This is a genomic window from Pigmentiphaga humi (genome assembly GCF_900606115.1).
Taxonomy (GTDB): Bacteria; Pseudomonadota; Gammaproteobacteria; order Burkholderiales; family Burkholderiaceae_B; genus Pigmentiphaga; species Pigmentiphaga humi.
The window spans coordinates 431,684-448,889 of the sequence record NZ_UWPJ01000005.1 but is presented as its reverse complement, the minus strand read 5'-3'; the positions used below and the strand labels follow the sequence as shown (position 1 = coordinate 448,889).

The 17,206-nt window shown below is 68.6% G+C and carries 15 protein-coding genes; 5 read left to right on the top strand and 10 right to left on the bottom strand.

All coding sequences use genetic code 11. From position 1 onward, the window contains the following. Positions 1-28: 28 nt before the first annotated feature. Entirely contained in the window at positions 29-1,117 is a 1,089-nt protein-coding gene (locus tag PIGHUM_RS02375; RefSeq protein ID WP_124077736.1) for an aromatic ring-hydroxylating oxygenase subunit alpha, read from the bottom strand. Positions 1,118-1,427: 310 nt separating this feature from the next. Here PIGHUM_RS02375 and PIGHUM_RS02370 point away from each other — a divergent pair, with 310 nt between their 5' ends. Both PIGHUM_RS02370 and PIGHUM_RS02365 read left to right on the top strand, forming a co-directional pair. Next, positions 1,428-2,138, top strand: coding sequence for an aspartate/glutamate racemase family protein (locus PIGHUM_RS02370; RefSeq protein WP_124077633.1), 711 nt, complete (start codon positions 1,428-1,430; stop codon positions 2,136-2,138). A gap of 73 nt (positions 2,139-2,211) precedes the next feature. Next, positions 2,212-2,991, top strand: coding sequence for a class I SAM-dependent methyltransferase (locus tag PIGHUM_RS02365; RefSeq protein WP_124077632.1), 780 nt, complete (start codon positions 2,212-2,214; stop codon positions 2,989-2,991). 29 nt (positions 2,992-3,020) lie between these two features. Here the strand turns inward: PIGHUM_RS02365 and PIGHUM_RS02360 are convergent, their stop codons facing one another. The 8 genes from PIGHUM_RS02360 to PIGHUM_RS02325 all read right to left on the bottom strand — a co-directional run bounded on the left by PIGHUM_RS02360 (position 3,021) and on the right by PIGHUM_RS02325 (position 12,084). Continuing rightward, the gene (locus tag PIGHUM_RS02360; protein ID WP_124077631.1) at positions 3,021-4,316 is read right to left on the bottom strand and encodes a M24 family metallopeptidase; all 1,296 of its coding nucleotides are present in this window, start codon (positions 4,314-4,316) and stop codon (positions 3,021-3,023) included. Between the two features lie 23 nt (positions 4,317-4,339). Further along, positions 4,340-5,449: an alcohol dehydrogenase catalytic domain-containing protein gene (locus PIGHUM_RS02355; protein WP_124077630.1), complete on the bottom strand. Its 1,110-nt coding sequence runs from the start codon at positions 5,447-5,449 to the stop codon at positions 4,340-4,342. 36 nt (positions 5,450-5,485) lie between these two features. Then, positions 5,486-6,466 carry a hypothetical protein gene (locus PIGHUM_RS02350; RefSeq protein ID WP_124077629.1) on the bottom strand — a complete coding sequence of 327 codons (981 nt, stop codon included), beginning with the start codon at positions 6,464-6,466 and terminating at the stop codon, positions 5,486-5,488. 409 nt (positions 6,467-6,875) lie between these two features. Further along, a complete protein-coding gene (locus PIGHUM_RS02345) occupies positions 6,876-8,123 on the bottom strand; it encodes a LysR family transcriptional regulator (protein WP_124077628.1) in 1,248 nt (415 codons plus the stop codon). A 52-nt stretch (positions 8,124-8,175) separates the two neighbouring features. Continuing rightward, positions 8,176-9,171, bottom strand: coding sequence for a Bug family tripartite tricarboxylate transporter substrate binding protein (locus tag PIGHUM_RS02340; RefSeq protein WP_160142113.1), 996 nt, complete (start codon positions 9,169-9,171; stop codon positions 8,176-8,178). A gap of 62 nt (positions 9,172-9,233) precedes the next feature. Then, positions 9,234-10,232: a 2Fe-2S iron-sulfur cluster binding domain-containing protein gene (locus PIGHUM_RS02335; protein WP_124077626.1), complete on the bottom strand. Its 999-nt coding sequence runs from the start codon at positions 10,230-10,232 to the stop codon at positions 9,234-9,236. Between the two features lie 11 nt (positions 10,233-10,243). Beyond that, a complete protein-coding gene (locus PIGHUM_RS02330) occupies positions 10,244-10,741 on the bottom strand; it encodes an aromatic-ring-hydroxylating dioxygenase subunit beta (protein WP_160142112.1) in 498 nt (165 codons plus the stop codon). Continuing rightward, positions 10,741-12,084, bottom strand: a complete 1,344-nt coding sequence (locus tag PIGHUM_RS02325; protein WP_124077624.1) for an aromatic ring-hydroxylating oxygenase subunit alpha — start codon at positions 12,082-12,084, stop codon at positions 10,741-10,743. Before PIGHUM_RS02325 ends, PIGHUM_RS02330 begins: the two co-directional genes overlap by 1 nt. A 103-nt stretch (positions 12,085-12,187) precedes the next feature. On the opposite strand from PIGHUM_RS02325, the gene PIGHUM_RS02320 reads away from it, so the two are divergent. The 3 genes from PIGHUM_RS02320 (at position 12,188) to PIGHUM_RS02310 (ending at position 15,841) form a co-directional block, all read left to right on the top strand. Beyond that, positions 12,188-13,153 (top strand): LysR family transcriptional regulator, encoded by a 966-nt coding sequence (locus tag PIGHUM_RS02320; RefSeq protein WP_124077623.1) that lies wholly within the window; start codon positions 12,188-12,190, stop codon positions 13,151-13,153. Between the two features lie 459 nt (positions 13,154-13,612). Then, positions 13,613-14,620, top strand: coding sequence for a Bug family tripartite tricarboxylate transporter substrate binding protein (locus tag PIGHUM_RS02315; protein WP_160142111.1), 1,008 nt, complete (start codon positions 13,613-13,615; stop codon positions 14,618-14,620). A 183-nt stretch (positions 14,621-14,803) separates the two neighbouring features. After that, on the top strand, positions 14,804-15,841 hold the full coding sequence (locus tag PIGHUM_RS02310) for a porin (RefSeq protein ID WP_124077621.1): 1,038 nt from the start codon (positions 14,804-14,806) through the stop codon (positions 15,839-15,841). On the opposite strand, the gene PIGHUM_RS02305 is transcribed toward PIGHUM_RS02310, so the two are convergent. Beyond that, entirely contained in the window at positions 15,838-17,133 is a 1,296-nt protein-coding gene (locus PIGHUM_RS02305; RefSeq protein ID WP_124077620.1) for an erythromycin esterase family protein, read from the bottom strand. The genes PIGHUM_RS02310 and PIGHUM_RS02305 overlap by 4 nt on opposite strands. Positions 17,134-17,206 lie beyond the last annotated feature (73 nt).

Sequence of the window (17,206 nt, the reverse complement as noted above, 5' to 3'; positions counted from 1 at the left end):
TCAGGGCCGCATGACGGGATCCCTATGTTCAGTTCGCCGCGACCGCCCGCGCCGACGCTTCGGCGGATGCCGCGATGCGGCCGGCCCGCTCGGCGGCTTCCCGTGCCAGCAGCCGGTCCAGCACCGCGCGCGACTGCACACCGCCCGCGTCGATGTTGAGCTTGAGGATCTTGCGGCCCGGGTTCTCGCTCAGGTTGCGCTGCTGCGCCTCCAGCATGTCGAGGTCTTCGGCGAAGATCTTGCCCTGGCCCTCGCGGATGGTGGCGGTGAGCTGGGCGTCGTCCGGCTTGAAGTTGCGCGCCATGCCCCAGAAATACCAGATCGAGGTGTCGGACTCGGGCGTGATGAAGTCCACCACGATGCTGGACGCCTTGAACTCGGCCGGCGCATGGTAGCCGCCCTTGCCCGCGTGCGCCACGCCCACTTCGATCAGCACGTGGCTGGGCGGCGTGAAGCGGCAGATCTGCCAGCGGTCGCAGGGCACGTCGTCGGCCAGGCCGTTGCCGCGCAGCGCCGCGGCCCAGAACGGCGGCGGCATGATGTTTTCCATGTGGCGGCCGGTGACGACTTCGTCGCCTATCGTTTTGGTGGACGGCGCCGACTCCTCGATCTCGGCCTGGCCGATGCTGCTGGCATGCACGTAGGTCTCGTGCGTCAGGTCCATCAGGTTGTCGATCATCAGGCGGTAGTCGCAATGGATGTGGTACAGGCCGCCGCCATAGGCCCACTCGGGACTCTCGGCCCATTCCAGGTGATGGATCCTGGCCGGATCGGCCAGTTCGGCATCGCCGGGCCACACCCAGACGAAGCCGTAGCGCTCGACCACGGGAAAGCTGCGGATGCTGGGAAAGGCCCGCACGCGCTGGCCGGTCATGCCGGCACAGGTGCCGTCGGGATTCATGCGCAGGCCGTGGTAGCCGCACACCAGTTCGCCCTTGTCGATGAACCCCAGCGACAGCGGCGCGCCCCGGTGCGGACAGAAATCCTCCAGCGCCGACACGGCGCCGTCCTGGCCGCGATAGAAAACCATGCGCTCGCCGCAGACCATGCGGCCCAGGGGCTTGCCGGCGATCTCCTCCGGCATACAGGCGACGTACCAAGCGTTTTTAAGAAACATCGGTCTTTTCTCCATGGCCTGGCGGGGCTCGGCCACGATGGCGCCCAGACCCATGGCCTGATTCAAGCTGTATACAGACTGATTGTGCGCCCGAATCCAAAACAGCGAAATATCGGGATAACCCGCATTAATTTTGGGCTATTTATCCGCCTCGGATGAAGTCCGGGGAATTATCTGTATACAGATAGATATGTCCGGCAACGCTATGGCGGCCCGCGGAGCAAGCCTGCGCCGTTGCCGCGTCCTGCCGTTTCTGCATACTATCCAACGCTATCCACAATGCGGTGAACGGAACAGGAGAGAAGCAGCCATGGCACGCCTGATCGGCCTCATAGGGGGCATGAGCTGGGAATCATCGGCGCTCTATTACCGCCTGCTCAACCAGGCCATGCAGCGCCGGCTGGGCGGCCACCACAATGCCGCCAGCGTCATGGTCACGCTGGAGTTCGAGCCGCTGCTGCAGGCCGGCGCGGCCGGCCGCTGGGACGAGGTCGCCGACGCCATCGCGCAGGCCGGCATGCGCCTGAAGCGCGCCGGCGCGGAGTTCTTCCTCCTGACCGCCAATACCGCGCACAACTTCGCCAGCCAGGTGCAGGCGGCGGTGGACCTGCCGCTGCTGCACATCGGCACGCCGACCGTGGCCGCGCTCCAGGCGGCGGGCATCGCGCGCGCCGGCCTGATCGGCACCCGCCACGTGACCGGACCCGGCGCCTACCGCGACTGGTACCGCAGCCAAGGCATCGAACTGGTACCGCCTCCGGATGACGATCGCGCGGCGCTCGACGCCATCATCGCCGACGAGCTGACCCAGGGCCGCATCGACCCGCGCTCGCGCCAGCGGGTGCTGGCCATCGTCGACGGCATGCGGCTCGCCGGCCTGCAGGCGGTCGTCATCGGCTGCACCGAACTTCCCCTGCTGCTGGAAGGCGCGGCCCTTCCGCTGGCCGGCTACGACACCACCCGGCTGCACGCCGAAGCCGCCGTCGCGCTGGCGCTCGATGAAGACGGCGGCTTCGACTGACGCGCGCGCCAAGCGCCGATCCGCATGCCCGCAACCCGGCGAGACCGCTCAGCCGGCCCGGAAGGAGACAGACATGGAACGCCCCTCGACCATCCACCACGCCGCCGCCGACGGCTATACCCAGCAGGCCGACGCCTATGTGCGCGGCCGGCCGGATTACCCAACGCAGATCGACGGCTGGCTGCGCGATGCCGTGGGCCTGCGCGCCGGCACGACCGTCGTGGACCTGGGCGCGGGCACGGGCAAGTTCACGCCGCGCCTGGCCGCCACCGGCGCCACGGTGATTGCCGTCGAACCGGTGCCGAGCATGCTCGACAAGCTCACGGCCGCGTTGCCCGGCGTGCGCGCGCTGACAGGCACGGCCGAGGCGATCCCGCTGCCCGACGCCTCAGCCGACGCAGTGGTCTGCGCCCAGGCCTTCCACTGGTTCGCCCATGCCGCCGCGCTGGACGAGATCCACCGCGTGCTCAAGCCGGGCGGACGGCTCGCCCTGGTGTGGAATATGCGCGATGCGCGCGTGCCATGGGTGGCGCGGCTGGACGCGATCGTCAATGCCTACGAGAACGACGCGCCGCGCTTCTATACCGGGGCCTGGCGCGCGGCCTTCCCGCACGCCGGCTTCGGTCCGCTGGACGAGCGCCACTATCCCAACCGCCACGCCGGCCCGCCCGAGCACGTCATCCTCGACCGGGTGCGTTCGACCAGTTTCATCGCCGCCTTGCCGGAACGGGAACGGACGCAAGTGGACACGCAGCTCAGGGCCTTGATCGACGCCGAGCCGGAACTGCACGGCCGGCCCGAGGTGGCCGTTCCCTACGACACGGCGGCCTTCGTCGCGGTAAAGAACCGCTGACCGCGCCCCGCGCCTTGCGGGGCCGGCGCTCAGGCCGCCGAGCCGTAGACCGTGACGTCCTGCGGCCAGTCCGCAAAGGGCCGGGCCTCCGACACCTGCACGCCGTGCGGCATGCTGCCCATGCGGCGCGCGCCGCCGGGGGTCACGCGGACGGTATCGCCCCAGGCGAATTCGACGCGGCCGTCCGCGGTCGCCACCGAGGGCTTGCAGATGTAGACGCCGTTCTCGGGAAAGCGGGCCTCCAGCGCACGCAGGGTGGCGCCGTAGAAGGGCTCGCCGTCCAGCTTGGTCAGCACCAGCGGACGGTCGTCGCCCAGGCCGCGGCCGTGCAGGATCAGCGACGCCCGCGCGCCGGCCAGCGGTCCGCGGCGCGGCGCGGCGCGGCGCGTCAGGGCGACGGTGGCGTCGATCATCTCGCGCACGGTCACGCCCGGCTTGAGGGTTTCCATCAGCCCGGCATACATCTCGCCGTGCAGCGCCGACAGCTCGGCGATCAGCGGCGGGCAGCGGTTCACCGCCACCACCGGCAGCCGCTGGGCGCGGTAGCCGATCACCGAGGATTCGATCTCGCCCAGGATCAGGTCTCCCTCGCGCAACGGGCGCGCGGTGGGGCGCGTCAGGGTGCGGCCGGGGTTCGCGCCGCTGACCCAGTTGAAGTGCACCGACAGCTCCGAGCCGCGCCGGAACATGGCGTGCATGGTCTCGGCCCACACCACGTAGTCCGGCACGCCGGGCTGGGCGGCGGCGAGCTGGGCATCGAGCGCGCGCTCGACCAGGTCGATCGAGCATTGCAGGACGGCGATCTCTTCTTCGCTCTTGATCTCGCGCACGTCCTGCATCAGCTCGCTGGCGTCGATAAAAGTGGCGTTGGGCACCGCCGCGGCCAGCGCGCGGTAGGTGCCGTGCATGATCGTGCCTTCCGGGGTGCGCGTGCCGCCCTCCAGGCCGCATACGCCGATGCGGCTGCCGTCCAGCCCCAGCTCCAGCAGGCGCTCGCCCATGGCCGCGCCGAACTGGCGGTTCACGGTCCGGACGTCGCTCACCCAATCCTGCACCAGCGGCCCCCAGCGCTCGCGCGCCGAGGTGGCGACCACGGTCACCTCGCCGTCGAGCGGGAAAACCACGCCGATCGAGGTGTCGGCGCCGCCGCCGCAATGCGACAGATAGCGGGTATCGGCCTGCCAGTCGGTGGAGTTGCCGGGGTTGGGCGGGGCGATGATCGCGCTCAATCCTTCGCGCGCCATGAGCTGGCGCACCGCCCGCCATCTGCGGTCGCGCTCGGCCAGGGAGAAACGTCGGTAGGGGTGCATGGGGGTATCGGTCATAAGCAGTCCGGGCGATGCGCGAATCAGGCGGCCGCGCCGTCGGGATGGACGATGGCCATCCAGATGGGCTCCTTGCGGCTGGCGGTGGCCTCCATGGCCTCCTGCAGGCGCGACAGCGGATAGTGGTGGGTGATCAGGTCGTCGGCCTGCACCTGCCCGGAGGCCAGCAACTCCAGCACCATGGCGGTGTCGGCCTTGGTGCACGAGCGGGTGCCGACGAAGCGCCAGCAGTGGTGCATCATGTCGCGGATCGAGAACGGCAGCATGGACATGTTGCCGCCCATGTGCACCAGCGCGCCGCCGGTCGCCAGCGCAGCCATGGCCTGGGCCGTTCCGGGGCCGGAGGGGAAGAAGTCCAGCACCGCGTCGGCGCCGTTGGGCAGCAATGCCTGCAGGCGCTTCGCCAGGCCGTCGTTCTCTTCCCAGTCCGGCAGTTCCTCCAGCGCCACCGTGCGCACCGGCAGGCCGCCGGCCAGCGGCCGCAGCGCTTCCAGCCGCTGCGCCGAACGCGCCACCAGCACCAATTCGCGGGCGCCGAAGAAACGCGCGAACTTGATCGAGGCCGTGCCCATGGTGCCGGTCGCCGCGGTGATGACCAGCCGGCCCGAGGGCGCCATGCCGGTCTGGCTCAATGCGCGCACCGCATTGCCCAGGTCGTGCAGCTTGGCGCCGAGGTCGAAGCTGACGTTGTCCGGCAGCCGGTCGATATGCGTGGCGGGCACGCGCACGTAGTCCGCCAGGCCGCCGTCGTGGTAGCGCTCGTACAGCGGCATCGGGCCGGAGCCGAACGAGGCATGGCCGATCATGGCGGTGGATTCGCACATGGGCTCGCGGCCGGTCAGGCAGAACTCGCAATGGCCGCAGGTCAGATTGGGCGATACCCGCACGCGCTGCCCCAGCAGCGCGCGGTCCACCCCGGCGCCCGCCTCGGCCACCGTTCCGGCGATCTCGTGGCCGAGCGTGGTCGGCAGGTGGCGGAAGCGCCCCTTGGCCAGCAGCTTGGCAATGCCCGGCGCGATGCCGGCGCTGGCCACTTTCACCAGCACGTCGCCGGGGCCGGGTTCGGGCACGGCGATCTTCTCGAGCTTCAGTTCGCCCGTGGCGTAGGCCCGGGCGGCGGTCATCGATGTCATGGATGTCTCTCGTCGTTGTCGGTAGCGGAATCGCGTTCAACCCGCGCGCAGCCGCTCCACCTCGGCGGCGTCGGGCTTGCGGCTCTGCTTGTTGCTTTCGGCCGCCTGCGCCACGTCGTGGCGCGAGGCCAGCACCAGGTATTCGCTGGGCTCGTGGTGGATGCTGGTGAATGCCACGCCATGCGGGATGCGCACGAAATCCCCCGGCTCGATGTCCAGGCAGCCGCGCTGGGTGATCAGGGTGCGGCGGCCGCGTACCTGGTACTGCACCTCGTCGGCGTTCAGGTGGCGCTGATAGACGCGACCGTCCGAGGCGTCGCGCAGTGTTCTGCCTATCCAGACGTGGGCCGAGCGGTATACCCACGCAAGGCCCTGCTGCGCATCGTCGAGCTGGATCACCGACAGGCGGCGCGGATCGCTGCGGGCATTGCCCAGCAGCAGCGCCTCGTCGGCCGGCGCGAGCACGAGATACTGCCCCGGGCCGGCGAGGTCTTTGGAGACCAGTTCGTTGACCACCGCCGGCGTCCACTCGGGGAATTGCTGCTCGAGGTACTCCGAGGCGCGGCTGGCCGGCTGCAGCTCGACCGCGGGCTCGGACACGTAGATCAGCAAATGGATGTCCTGCCGGCCGTAGTTGTCGTGCGCCACCCCGTTGGGCAGGCGCACGAATTCGCCGGGCACCAGGTCGACCGAGCCGCACTCGGTCATCAACAGGCGCTTGCCGTCCACCTGATAGGAGATCTCGTCGGCCCCGGTATTGCGATGGTAGAAGCGCTGCCGGCCGCCGGTCATGGAATGCCGCTCGATGCGCAGGGTGGGGCTTTCGAACACGTTGCGCTGCGGCCCCTTGGCCTCGGTGAACGCGGGCGAATAATGGACGGCCGTGATCGGCGCCGCTTCCGGCGGCTTGACCGAGGACGCCACCGGCTCGGCCAGCAGCAGTTCCTCGCGGCGGGCCAGCACGGTCGGCGGCGCGTCGAACGGAAAGAGATGGAGGTGCTCGTGAACGATGCTCATGCGGTGTCTCGCTTTGTCTGAGGGTTGCCTGCGGGCGGCTGCCGCCGCCTGGGGAAGAAGATCGCGCATCGGAGCGCGGGGTCTGCGCCATGCGCGCTGCCGTCTTCCCAGTGGCGGCATCATGGCCACGCGGCTTGGAGAAATCAAGATGCCAATAATTTTTTTCGGCGCTTATACCGGGTGAATCGAACCCGCTTCGGCGGCCATGAAACCCCTGCGCCAGCTTGCCGAAAAAGTACGATTTAGTGGATTATCTATTTGATTTAATTGAATTTTCACTATGCGGAGGCAAGCGCCTCCCATGCCGCGGTCCATCTCGACGGCCGATCGGCAGGATGAAAAATCCGATAAATAAAACAGATGCCCCATCACAGCAGATTGCTAGGGCTTTCCCCAGGCGCCGCCACGCTCAGGATGCACCCGACGATTCGCCGACGACACTCCGGATGGCCTCGATCAGGGTGCGCGCCGCCGGCGAGGGTTCGCCCGTCGCCCGCATCGTCAGGCCGATGTCGCGCGCCGTGCCCGGCAACGGAATATCCAGCACCACGAGGCTGCCCATCTGGCATTCATAGTGCAATTGCTGGGCGGGCAGCACCGCCAGCATGTCCGAGCGCAGCAGCAGGCCGCGGATCATGGCCAAATCGGCGGTCTCCACGGCCGGCTCGGGCGGCTTGGCGCGGGCCCGCTGGAACAAGTCGTCGAGGATCTCGCGCGCCGGGGTATGGGCGCGCGGCAATATCCATTGCTGGCGTCCCAGCTTGCCCAGGGTCAGGTCGCGGACGCCGGCCAGCGGATGATCGCTGCGCGCCAGCACCACCATGGATTCGGACATCAGCCATTCGCCGTGGAAGCCGCCGGCTGCCTCGGCGCCGCGCAGCCCGCCGAAGATGAAATCGATGTCGCCCGCGCGCAGCCCCGCGGCCAGCGCCTCGTAGGAGCTCTCGTCGGTCATCACCCGCACGCCCGGATGGCTGCGGCTCACGCGCGCCACAGCCTCCGGCAGGATGCGGGCGCGCGCGAACGGCAGTCCGCCCACCACCACCTGCCCGCGTATGCTGCCTTTCACCGCGGCGATATCGTCCGGCACGTGGCGCAGTTCATTCAATGCGCGGCGCACGTGCAGCACGAAATGCTCGCCGCTCTCCGTGAGCTGCAGGCCGCCGGCCGAGCGGTCGAACAGCGCGAAGCCGGCGCCGTTCTCGAGTATGCGGACCGCGGCGCTGACCGCGGGCTGGCTGATGCCGAGCGCGTGCGCGGCGGTAGGCATGTGGCGGTGCCTGGCCAGCGTCACCAGCAATTGCAGGCGGCGCGTGTTGAGCAGGTAGGGCGGCACGCCGGACGGCGGCAGCGTGCGCGGCCGCCCGTGCTGGAGCATGCACCACTGGGCCAGCTCCTCCAGTTCCGCGAAGATCCGCGCATTGCGTTCGAGCACGGCCTTGCCCATGGCGGTGGGAACCATCCCGGAAGCGCGCCGCTCCAGCAATTGCACCCCCAGCGCCTGCTCGATCTCTCGGATCGACCGGGTTACCGCGGACTGGGCCCGGAACAGCGCGGCCGCGGCGCGGGTCGCGCTGCCATGCTGGACGACTGCGGACAGCACGCGCAAATGGGCGAGGCTGGGCAGCTCGGCAAGGCGCTTGGGGTGAGGGGCCACGGTGCAAATGCCATCTTATTTTCTGATCGGCATTATGGCAGCGGGCCGCAGACTAGCGCGTGATGCCCTTGCTTTCGATCAGGGCGCCCAGCATGTCGTAGTCCTTCCTGAGGTTCTTCTCGAATTGCTCGGGCGAGGTCATGTAGGGATCCGCCGAAAGCTCCTTCAGGCGCGCGCGCACGTCGGGCGCCTCGGCCGCCTTCGCGAAAGCCTGGTGGATGCGGGCCACCAGCGCCGGCGGCGTGCCCGCCGGCACGAACAGGCCGGTCCATTGGTGCGGATTGAACTCGGGATAGCCCGCCTCCGCGAAAGTGGGCACGTCCGGCATAGCTTCCATGCGCTTGTCGCTGGTGACCGCGAGCGCGCGCACCTTTCCGCCCAGCGCCTGGGGCACCGCCAGGGTGGCCGAGATCAGCAGCGCCTGCACGTGCCCGCCCACCAGGTCGGTCATGGCGGGGCTGCCGCCTTTGTACGGTGCGTGCACCATGTCGATCCGGGTCATGTCCTTGAACACCTCGAAGAACAGATGGTTGCTGGTCCCCGCGCCGGGACTCGCATAGGAATACTTGCCCGGCGCGGCGGCGGCGAACGAAACCAGCTCCTTGACGGACTTCACCGGCAGGGCCGGATTGACCAGCATGACCAGCGGAATGCGGACCAGCTGGCTGACCGGCTGGAGGTCCCGGAACATGTCGTAGGACAGTCCCTTGTAGAGATGCGGGTTGGCCGGCACGCCGTCGGCGGTCATCAGCAGCGTGTATCCGTCCGGCTCCGCGCGCGCCACGGCGCCTTCGGCCACGGTCCCGCCTGCCGCGGGACGGTTCTCGATGATGACCGGCTGGCCGAAGATCTCGGTCAGGCGCGGCTGAAAGGCCCGGGCAATGATGTCGGTCAGCCCGCCCGGCGCGAAAGCCACGACGACGCGGATCGGTTTGGCGGGCCAGGCTTCCCCTGTCGCGCTGGCGGCGGCGTGGATGGACAGCAGGCTGCCGGCCACGAGCAGACAGGCGAAGTGCCGGGTGCGAACGGACGGAACGGACTTGGGCATGGTTGTCTCCAGTATGGTTGGGCACTGCGTGACACTGCGGTCACTTGCAATCCGGCCTGTGTTCAGGCCGAGGGAAGGAACTTCTCGGCCCGGACCCGGCGTCGATCCACGTCCCGCGCCGCCAGCCATCCGGCGCAGGCCTCGATCATGGGCGGGGGGCCGCACAGATAGACGTCGGGCGCATCGCGCAGCATGTCGTCGCGCAACAGCCCGGTGACATGCCCCGTGGCGCCGGCCCATCCTTCGCCGGAAACGGCGATCCGTTCGATCTCGAGCGGCAGGGCACGGGCCAGTTCTGCCAACTGCTCGTCGGCGAAGAACTCCGCCGCCGCGTTGGCCCCGACCAGCAGCCGGATCGGCGGCGCCGCCTCCGGGCGGCGCGCAAGCTGGCCGAGCATGGACAGAAAGGGCGCCAGCCCCGTTCCGCCGGCGATCATCAGCAGCGGACGGCCGTTCCCGCGCAGGTAGAAATGGCCGGAAGGCGGCGTCAGCTCGAGCGCATCGCCCGCCGCGGCGCGCTGCGCCAGATAAGTGCTCATGGCCCCCTCCGGGACCAGTTTGTGGAAGAACTCCAGGAGGTTCCGTCCGGGCGGATTGGCGAACGAATAGGCCCGCGACACGCCGGCGCCGGGCACCGACAGGTTGGCGTACTGGCCCGGCAGGAAGTCCAGCGGCTGCGCCGTCTCGAGCCGCGTCCTCACGACCGTGGACGAAACGCGCTCGATGTCCGCCAGCCGCGCCTCGATGGACGCCGGCGCGCTCCCGGCCTGGAAACCGGAAGGATAGGGAAGCTCGACCACACAGGACGAACGCGGCAGCATCTTGCACAGCAGCGTCTGCCCCTGGCTGCGCTCGTCGCGCGACAAGGCCTCGTCGCTGTAGTCGTCCAGCTCGAACTCGCCCGCCGTGCACCAGGCCTTGCATTCGCCGCACGCGCCCTCCAGGCAGTCGTGGGCCAGTTGCACCGAGGCGCGATAGGCAGCCTGGTAGACCACCTCGCCGGGCCGGGCGGAGAAGCGCACCGTCCGGCCGTCCTCGAAGATCGCCGTGATGTCATGCATGGTGCGCCCGCCTAGATGTGATAGACATCGACCGTGCCTTCGATCTTCTCGTCGATCATCACGATGCGCTTGCGGGCGATCTTCAGTCCTTCGTCCGTGCGCCGCAGAGTGTAGTCGTAGCGCCCGCCCCGCGTGGCCTCGCCGCGCGGCCCCACGCAATGGACCAGCCAGGACGCCTTGACCTCGATTTCGTCGCCGGATTGCCCTGCGACGAAGATGTTGGTCGTCTGGTGCGCGGTCCGGTCCAGCGGCAGGGATGCGAACGAGTCGCGGCTGCGGATGCGGAACACGCGCTCTTCCAGGCCCAGCCGGGAATCCATGTGCATCAGGCACAGCTGCGTGCGCGGATCGGTGGTCAGGACGTCTTCCGACAGCCAGGCGGGCACGAAGTACTCGACGTCCGGCGCGAACAGGCCGAGCCAGGCGTCCCAGTCCTTCTCGTCCAGGTAGATGGCCTCCCGGGCCAGCAAGGTGGATACCTGCGCGTGCAGGTCGGTATCGACGGCCATCAGCCCCGCTCCTCGTTCATCGCCCGCAGCCAGTGGCGGTAGTAGCCCTGGTAGAAGACCTCGTGGTCCCAGTTGTCGGAAGCCGCGACCGCCTCGCAGCCTATGTCCATCAGCGGCTGGCATTGCGCGCCCGGCACCATGGCCTTTTCTCCCCGGCCGTAGTCGTTCCACCGGCTGAGCCTGGCTTCCCCGCCGACGGCGGTGTCTTCCAACGCGGCGATGTCGTCCGAGGTGGCCATGCCCGTGGGCAGGTAGAAATCCACGAACTTGCGCAGGCGGGAGGCCCGGGCCTCGGGACTTTCGCCGCGCGGCGCGATGCACTGGATGCGGACTTCGGTGCGGTCGGCCGACAAGGGGCGCAGGACGCGGATCTGGGTCGAGGGCTGGTCGAACAGCAGCATGTTGGGAAACAGATAGAGATTGCGCCCCATGCCGACCATCCAGTCCACCTTGCGCTCGTCGAACTCGCGCAGCAGCCGCTCGCGGGCCTCGTACAGCGGCGCGGCCTGCGGCGTCGAGCGCCGCGCCCAGATGCCGATGTGTCCGTTGCCGAAATCCGCGGTGCCGGATTCGACCCTGCCGACGATGCGGCCGGCCTCGGTCTTTTGCGTGCCGGCGCCGCCGCGCGCTTCCTCGCGCATCGTCATCGTGGCGGCGAACACGCGATGGACCGTGCTGACGTGGTAGCCGTCGACGCCGTTCTCGCCGCCCATCTTCCAATTGCCGCGAATGACGTAGGTGGAATCGCCCTCTACCACCTCCAGCCCCTCGGGCGACTGGTCGGCCATCAGGTCTATCCAGACCCGGGCCGGTCCCAGCTGATCCCGCAGCTCGCCCACGTCGGCGCGCAGGCTGCCGAACACGAAACCCCGGTAGCTTTCCACCCGCGGCACGACCTTCAGGCCGAACCCTGCGCGCAGGTTCTCGTCATCGGCGTAGGCGCCGGTCTCCTGGTTCTTGATCTTGATGCAGCGGCCCGTCTCGGCATAGGTCCAGCCGTGGAATCTACAGGTGAAGCTCTTGGCGGTTCCCTTGCGCAAGGGCGCGACGACCGTGCCGCGGTGCGAACAGGCATTGACGAACGCGCCGATGCTGTCGTCCTTGCGGCGGTTGACCACCACGGGCTGGCGTCCCATGTAGCGCGTCACATAGTCGCCGGGCCGGACCAGCTCGCTCTCGTGGCACAGATAGACCCAGCCGTTCTCGAAAATGCGGGCCATCTCGGCCTCGAACAGCTCCGGATCCCGGTAGATGCCGCGATCGACCAGGAACTTGCCATTGCCCGCGTCGTCCAGCACGTACCCGGAGAACCCGGGCCCGCCGGCGGATATCGATTCTTTCATCGTCTCGCTCCACTCGATGTGGAGCGAATCTTAGGTTCGGGGGTAGATATATGTAAAATGAAATGATTGAATCTCTTTCATTCTTCACAAGAATGACAAAGACATGGACAAGCCGCTGTCGCGCAAGCTGGATCTGAACCTGCTGGACCTGTTCGATGCCATCTACCGCACCCGCAACCTCACTGCGGCGGGCAAAGCCCTGGGCTTGAGCCAGCCCGCAATGAGCCATGCGCTGGCGCGCCTGCGCGACATGTACGGCGATCCGCTGTTCGTGCGGCTGGCCAAGGGCGTCGAGCCCACTCCCTTCGCCGACGAACTCGTGGGTCCGGTGTCCCAGGCGCTGCAGATCCTCGCCCAGACGCTGGAAAAGGGCTCCTTCGTGCCCGAGACCGCGCGGCGCGTGTTTCGCCTGGCGATGACCGACATTGGCGAGCACACCTTCCTGCCCCGGCTGATCCGCCATCTCCAGCACCGCGCGCCGCACCTGTGCGTGGAGACGCTCGCCACCAGTGCGAGCCCGGAGGAACTGGCCCAGGAACTCTCCAAGGGAACCATCGACCTCGCCCTGGGCGCCATCAATCCCGACATCGCCGGCGTGCGCAGCCGGATCCTGTTCTCGGATGTCTATGCCTGCGTGGCGCGGCCCTCCACGGTGCCGCGCGGCGCGCTCAGCCTCGCGGAGTTCAAGCGAGCCCGCCACGTGGTGCCGAACGTCGCGGGCACGAATCATTCGATGCTGATCGATCGCATGCTGGTCGCCAACGGCATGAGCGGCCAGGTCGTGGCGCGGGTGACGCACTTTCTGGCCATTGCCGAGCTGGTGGCCGATACCGACGTCGTCGCCATCATGCCGCGCAATCTCGCGCTGTCGGTGGCGCGGCGGTGGAACCTCTGCCATTTCGCCCCGCCGGTGCAGATGCCCGGCTACGACGTCATGGTGTATTGGCACAAACGCCATGACCAGGAGCCGGGCAACACATGGCTGAGGCAGGCGATCGTGGAACTGTTCCAAGGGGGGCCGCAACCTGCCGGCGCCCCGGCAGGGGCGCGCGGCGCATCGGCCGGCTGACTCCGGTCCCGCCAGCCGGCAGGGCGCCCGGGTGCCGAAACCACGGCGAACACGCCGAAAAACGGCTCACGATGACCGGCCGCCACATATAAGGTGGTTCACAAGCCATCACATTTATTTATCGGAATTATGGCGTCCGGGCGCCGGCCGCGCCGTGGCCCGGCCCATGCGCCAGCGCCGGAACCGACGCGTGGCCAGGCTCTCCGGACAGGCCGAAAACCCTTGATTATTGCGGTCGATCACGGGGAAGGGCGGGTTCTCCGAGGCCTTGCCGCATCGTTTCTTTTGGCACACTACCGGCACGCGAAGAGCAAGCGGATTGCATTATCCCGACCTGAATCCCCGTCTCAATCCGCGGGATACCATTTTGACGCAGCACGCTCCCGCGCCGACGATCGCCGCCGTAGCATCCAACCGGCACAGGGCACGCCCGCGCCGGCAGCACAACAAGGAGACATCGTGAAGCCCACTTCCCTCATCCACTCCGCCGCGCGGCGCAGCTGCCTCCGCGCCATCCAGGCGTGTGCGCTCGCCATGCCGCTGGCCGGCGCCCTGGCGCAGCCCTCGAGCGCGTTTCCCGCCGGCCCGGTGAGAATCGTCGTGCCCGGTCCGGCGGGCAGCTCCATGGATCAATCGGCGCGCACGCTGGCCGAACCGCTCGGCCAGATCTGGAACGTTCCCGTCGTCGTAGAGAACCGGCCGGGCGCCGGCACCATGATAGGCAGCGAGGCGGTGGCGCGCGCGGCGCCGGACGGCCATACCCTGCTGTTCACCTCGACCGCTTTCGTGCAGGCGCCCTCGCTGTACCGCAACGTGCCCTACGATCCGCTCAAGAGCTTCGCGCCGGTGGCGCAAGCCGCCGACGCGCCGCTGTGGCTGGCCATCAACGCCGGCATTCCCGCCAGGAGCGTGCGCGAGTTCCTGGCGCTGGCCAAGGCGGCTCCCGGCAAGTACACCTACGCCTCGCCCGGCGCCGGCACCTCGCCGCACCTGCTCGGCGGCCTGTTGGCCAAAGAAGGCAAGGTGGAACTGCTGCACGTTCCGTACAAAGGCACGCCGCCCGCGGTCATGGACGTGGTGGGTGGCCGCATCTCGTCGATCTTCGCCAGCTACTCGACCCTGGCACCCCAGGTCGAGGCGGGCAAGCTGCGCGTACTGGCCATCTCGGGCCCCACGCGCTCGACGCTGACGCCCGACGTGCCGACCATGAAGGAATCCGGCTTCGAGCACTTCGACCTGATCGGCTTCGAAGGCCTGCTGGCGCCCGCCGGCACGCCGGCCCCCACCGTCAGCGCCATCGCCAGGTCTATCGCCCAGGCCGCTGCCCGGCCCGACGTGAAGGCCAAGTACGCCGGCGTCGGCCTGACCCCGGTGAACAGCTCCCCCGAAGATTTCGGACGGCTCATCCAGAGCCAGTACGAGGCCTGGAAGACCATCATCGCCAACGCCGGACTGAAGATCGAATAACGCCGCGGCGCGGCCGCGCGAGCCGTTTCGCGCCGCCCGCCAGGCTCCCCTTTGCAGCCCCCGCATGCGCGTCCCGCCGGACCGCGCAGGGGGACGGCTGCGCCCCGGTCCGGCAGCGCCGCCCGGCCGGTTCCCGATTCCACCAAGCACACGCGCCGGCCCCGCCGGCGCCCGGAGACACTCATGAAAAAATTGCCCAGCCTGCTCGCCGCCGCCGCCGTCGCCGCCATCCCCACGCTCGCCTGCGCCCAGAGCAGCGTCACGCTCTACGGCATCGTCGACGTCTCGGTCGAACACATCAAGTCGGGCAGCAACAAGGCCAACCGCGTGCAGTCGGGCGGGCTGACCCAGTCGCGCTGGGGCCTGCGCGGCACCGAAGACCTCGGCAACGGCATGAAGGCGCTGTTCAATCTCGAAGGCAGGATGAACGTCGACGACGGCACCCAGGTCGGCAGCCTGTTCAACGGCCGCGCGGTACTCGGTCTGTCGGGCCATTGGGGAACGGTGACCCTGGGGCGCGAATTCAACCCCATCTACGACCTCAAAATCCGCTCCAACGCCTTCAACGTCGCGCCCTACAGCACCACCCAGGTGCTGATGGCCGCCGGCGCCTCGCGCACCGACAACGCCATACGCTACGACAGCCCCATCTGGGGCGGCCTGCGCGCCGGGCTGTTCTACAGCATGGGCACCGAGAGCACCACGCAATCCAAGACCGGCCGCCACACCGGCCTGGCCGCCCAGTACCAGAAAGGACCCATCTACGCCGGACTGGCCTGGAACCGCGTGGACCTGCCCGCCGCGGGCGTGCACGCCACCAACGAATGGATGGCCGGCGGCAGCTACGCGCTGGATGCCCTCAAGCTGTACCTGAGCTACTGGACCCTGCGCAGCGACAACACCAGCGCCCCCGACGCCGCGATCAACCTGTGGACCCTGGGCGCTTCCTACGACGTGGCCGCGAACCACCGCCTGCTAGTCAGCATCGGCCTGCTCGACGCCTCCCGGCCCTCGGCCGCCTCCGGCAACGATGCGCGCCAGTTCACGCTGGGCTACGAGTACAGCCTGTCCAAACGCACCACGCTCTATGCCCAGTACGCGCACGTCACCAACAAGAACAGCGCCAATTATCAGATCAGCCGTTTCGCCAACAGCGGCGTCGGATCGGCCGACGTTTCCGATCCGAACGCCTTCCAGCTGGGTATGCGGCACTCGTTCTAGGCCAGCGGCTGGACGGCGGTGGTCTCGTCGAACCAGGCATAGGCGTCGAACTGTTCGGGCAGCGATGCGTAGGCGTAATGGCTGTAGCGCTCGGTCTCGGGCCGATAGATGACCCCGATGAAGCGCTCCAGCCGAGGTTCGGCCAATTGCCGGCGCAAGGCGCCGTGCGCTTGCGCGCGCAGGTCGAGCAGGAAACGCGGCACTTTCGCGCCGTGCGCCAGCGCTTCGTAGCTGCCCGGCAGGGACGGCCGGACCGTCTTGATTTCGAGCGGCCCGTTCCAGTCGGTCGCCGCCGCGACGGTGCCGCGGTGCGTGCCGAAGCCGATGAGCGCGGCGCCGTCGCCGAAGCGTTCGCGGCATAGCTGGCCGATGTTCCATTCGCCGCGCTCCTTTCCCATGTCGGTGGCGGCGGCGTTGCCGATGTGCGAATTGTGCGCCCACACGACCGCCTTGGCGTCGGCTCCGCGGGCCTGCAGCAGTTGCAGCAGCGTCTCGAACATGTGGCTGTCGCGCAGGTTCCAGCTTTCCGCTCCCCCGGCATACATCACGCGGTAATAGCGCTCGGCCGTGGCCACCAGGCGGGCGTTCTGCGCGGCGTCGAGGAACTGCTCGCCATCCTGGCTGGCATAGTCCACGCGCCTGGCGAGAAGCGCCTGCAATTGCGCGACGACTTTTTCCTCGCAGGCCTGATAGCCTTGCGTCAGGACCGCCCGTCCGTAGACGGCGGGATCGTCCTGCCAGGGCGTCAGGCAGGCATAGCGCGCGCGGGCGAGCCGGGCCGCTTCCGGATCGATCCGGTCGAGGTACTCCAGCACCGAGGCCATGGACTCGGCCAGGTTGTACATGTCGAGCCCGTAGAAACCGGCGCGTTGCGCGGGCGGCAAGACCGCATTGTGCTCGCGCAGCCAGCCGACGAGGTCATCGACCTCGCGGTTGCGCCACATCCAGGTCGGAAAGCGCCGGAACACGGGCTCTGCGCGTTTCCGGGGAGGCAGGTGGCGCACGTACCGGTCGATGACCGCGGCATCGGGCCAATCCGCCTCGACCGCCACGATGCGAAAGCCGTGCGCATCGACCAGGCGGCGGGTAATGGCCGCCCGCGCCCGATAGAACTCGGACGTGCCATGGCTGGCTTCGCCCAGCAGCACCACGCGGCAGCCGCCGTAGCGATCGAACAGTTGTCCGAATCCGGGGTCGTCCGGGTCCGGCAGCGGCTCGGCCGCTTCGCGGATCAGTTGTTCGAGGCGCTCCGCCTCGGCGGCAGGGCGGTTGGAGGTATCAGGGACGGTCATCGCACTCTCCGGCTGTCCTGCGCCGCTCCGCAAGCTTCGTGCCGTAGTGGGCACGAAGCTTGCCGGCGAACGT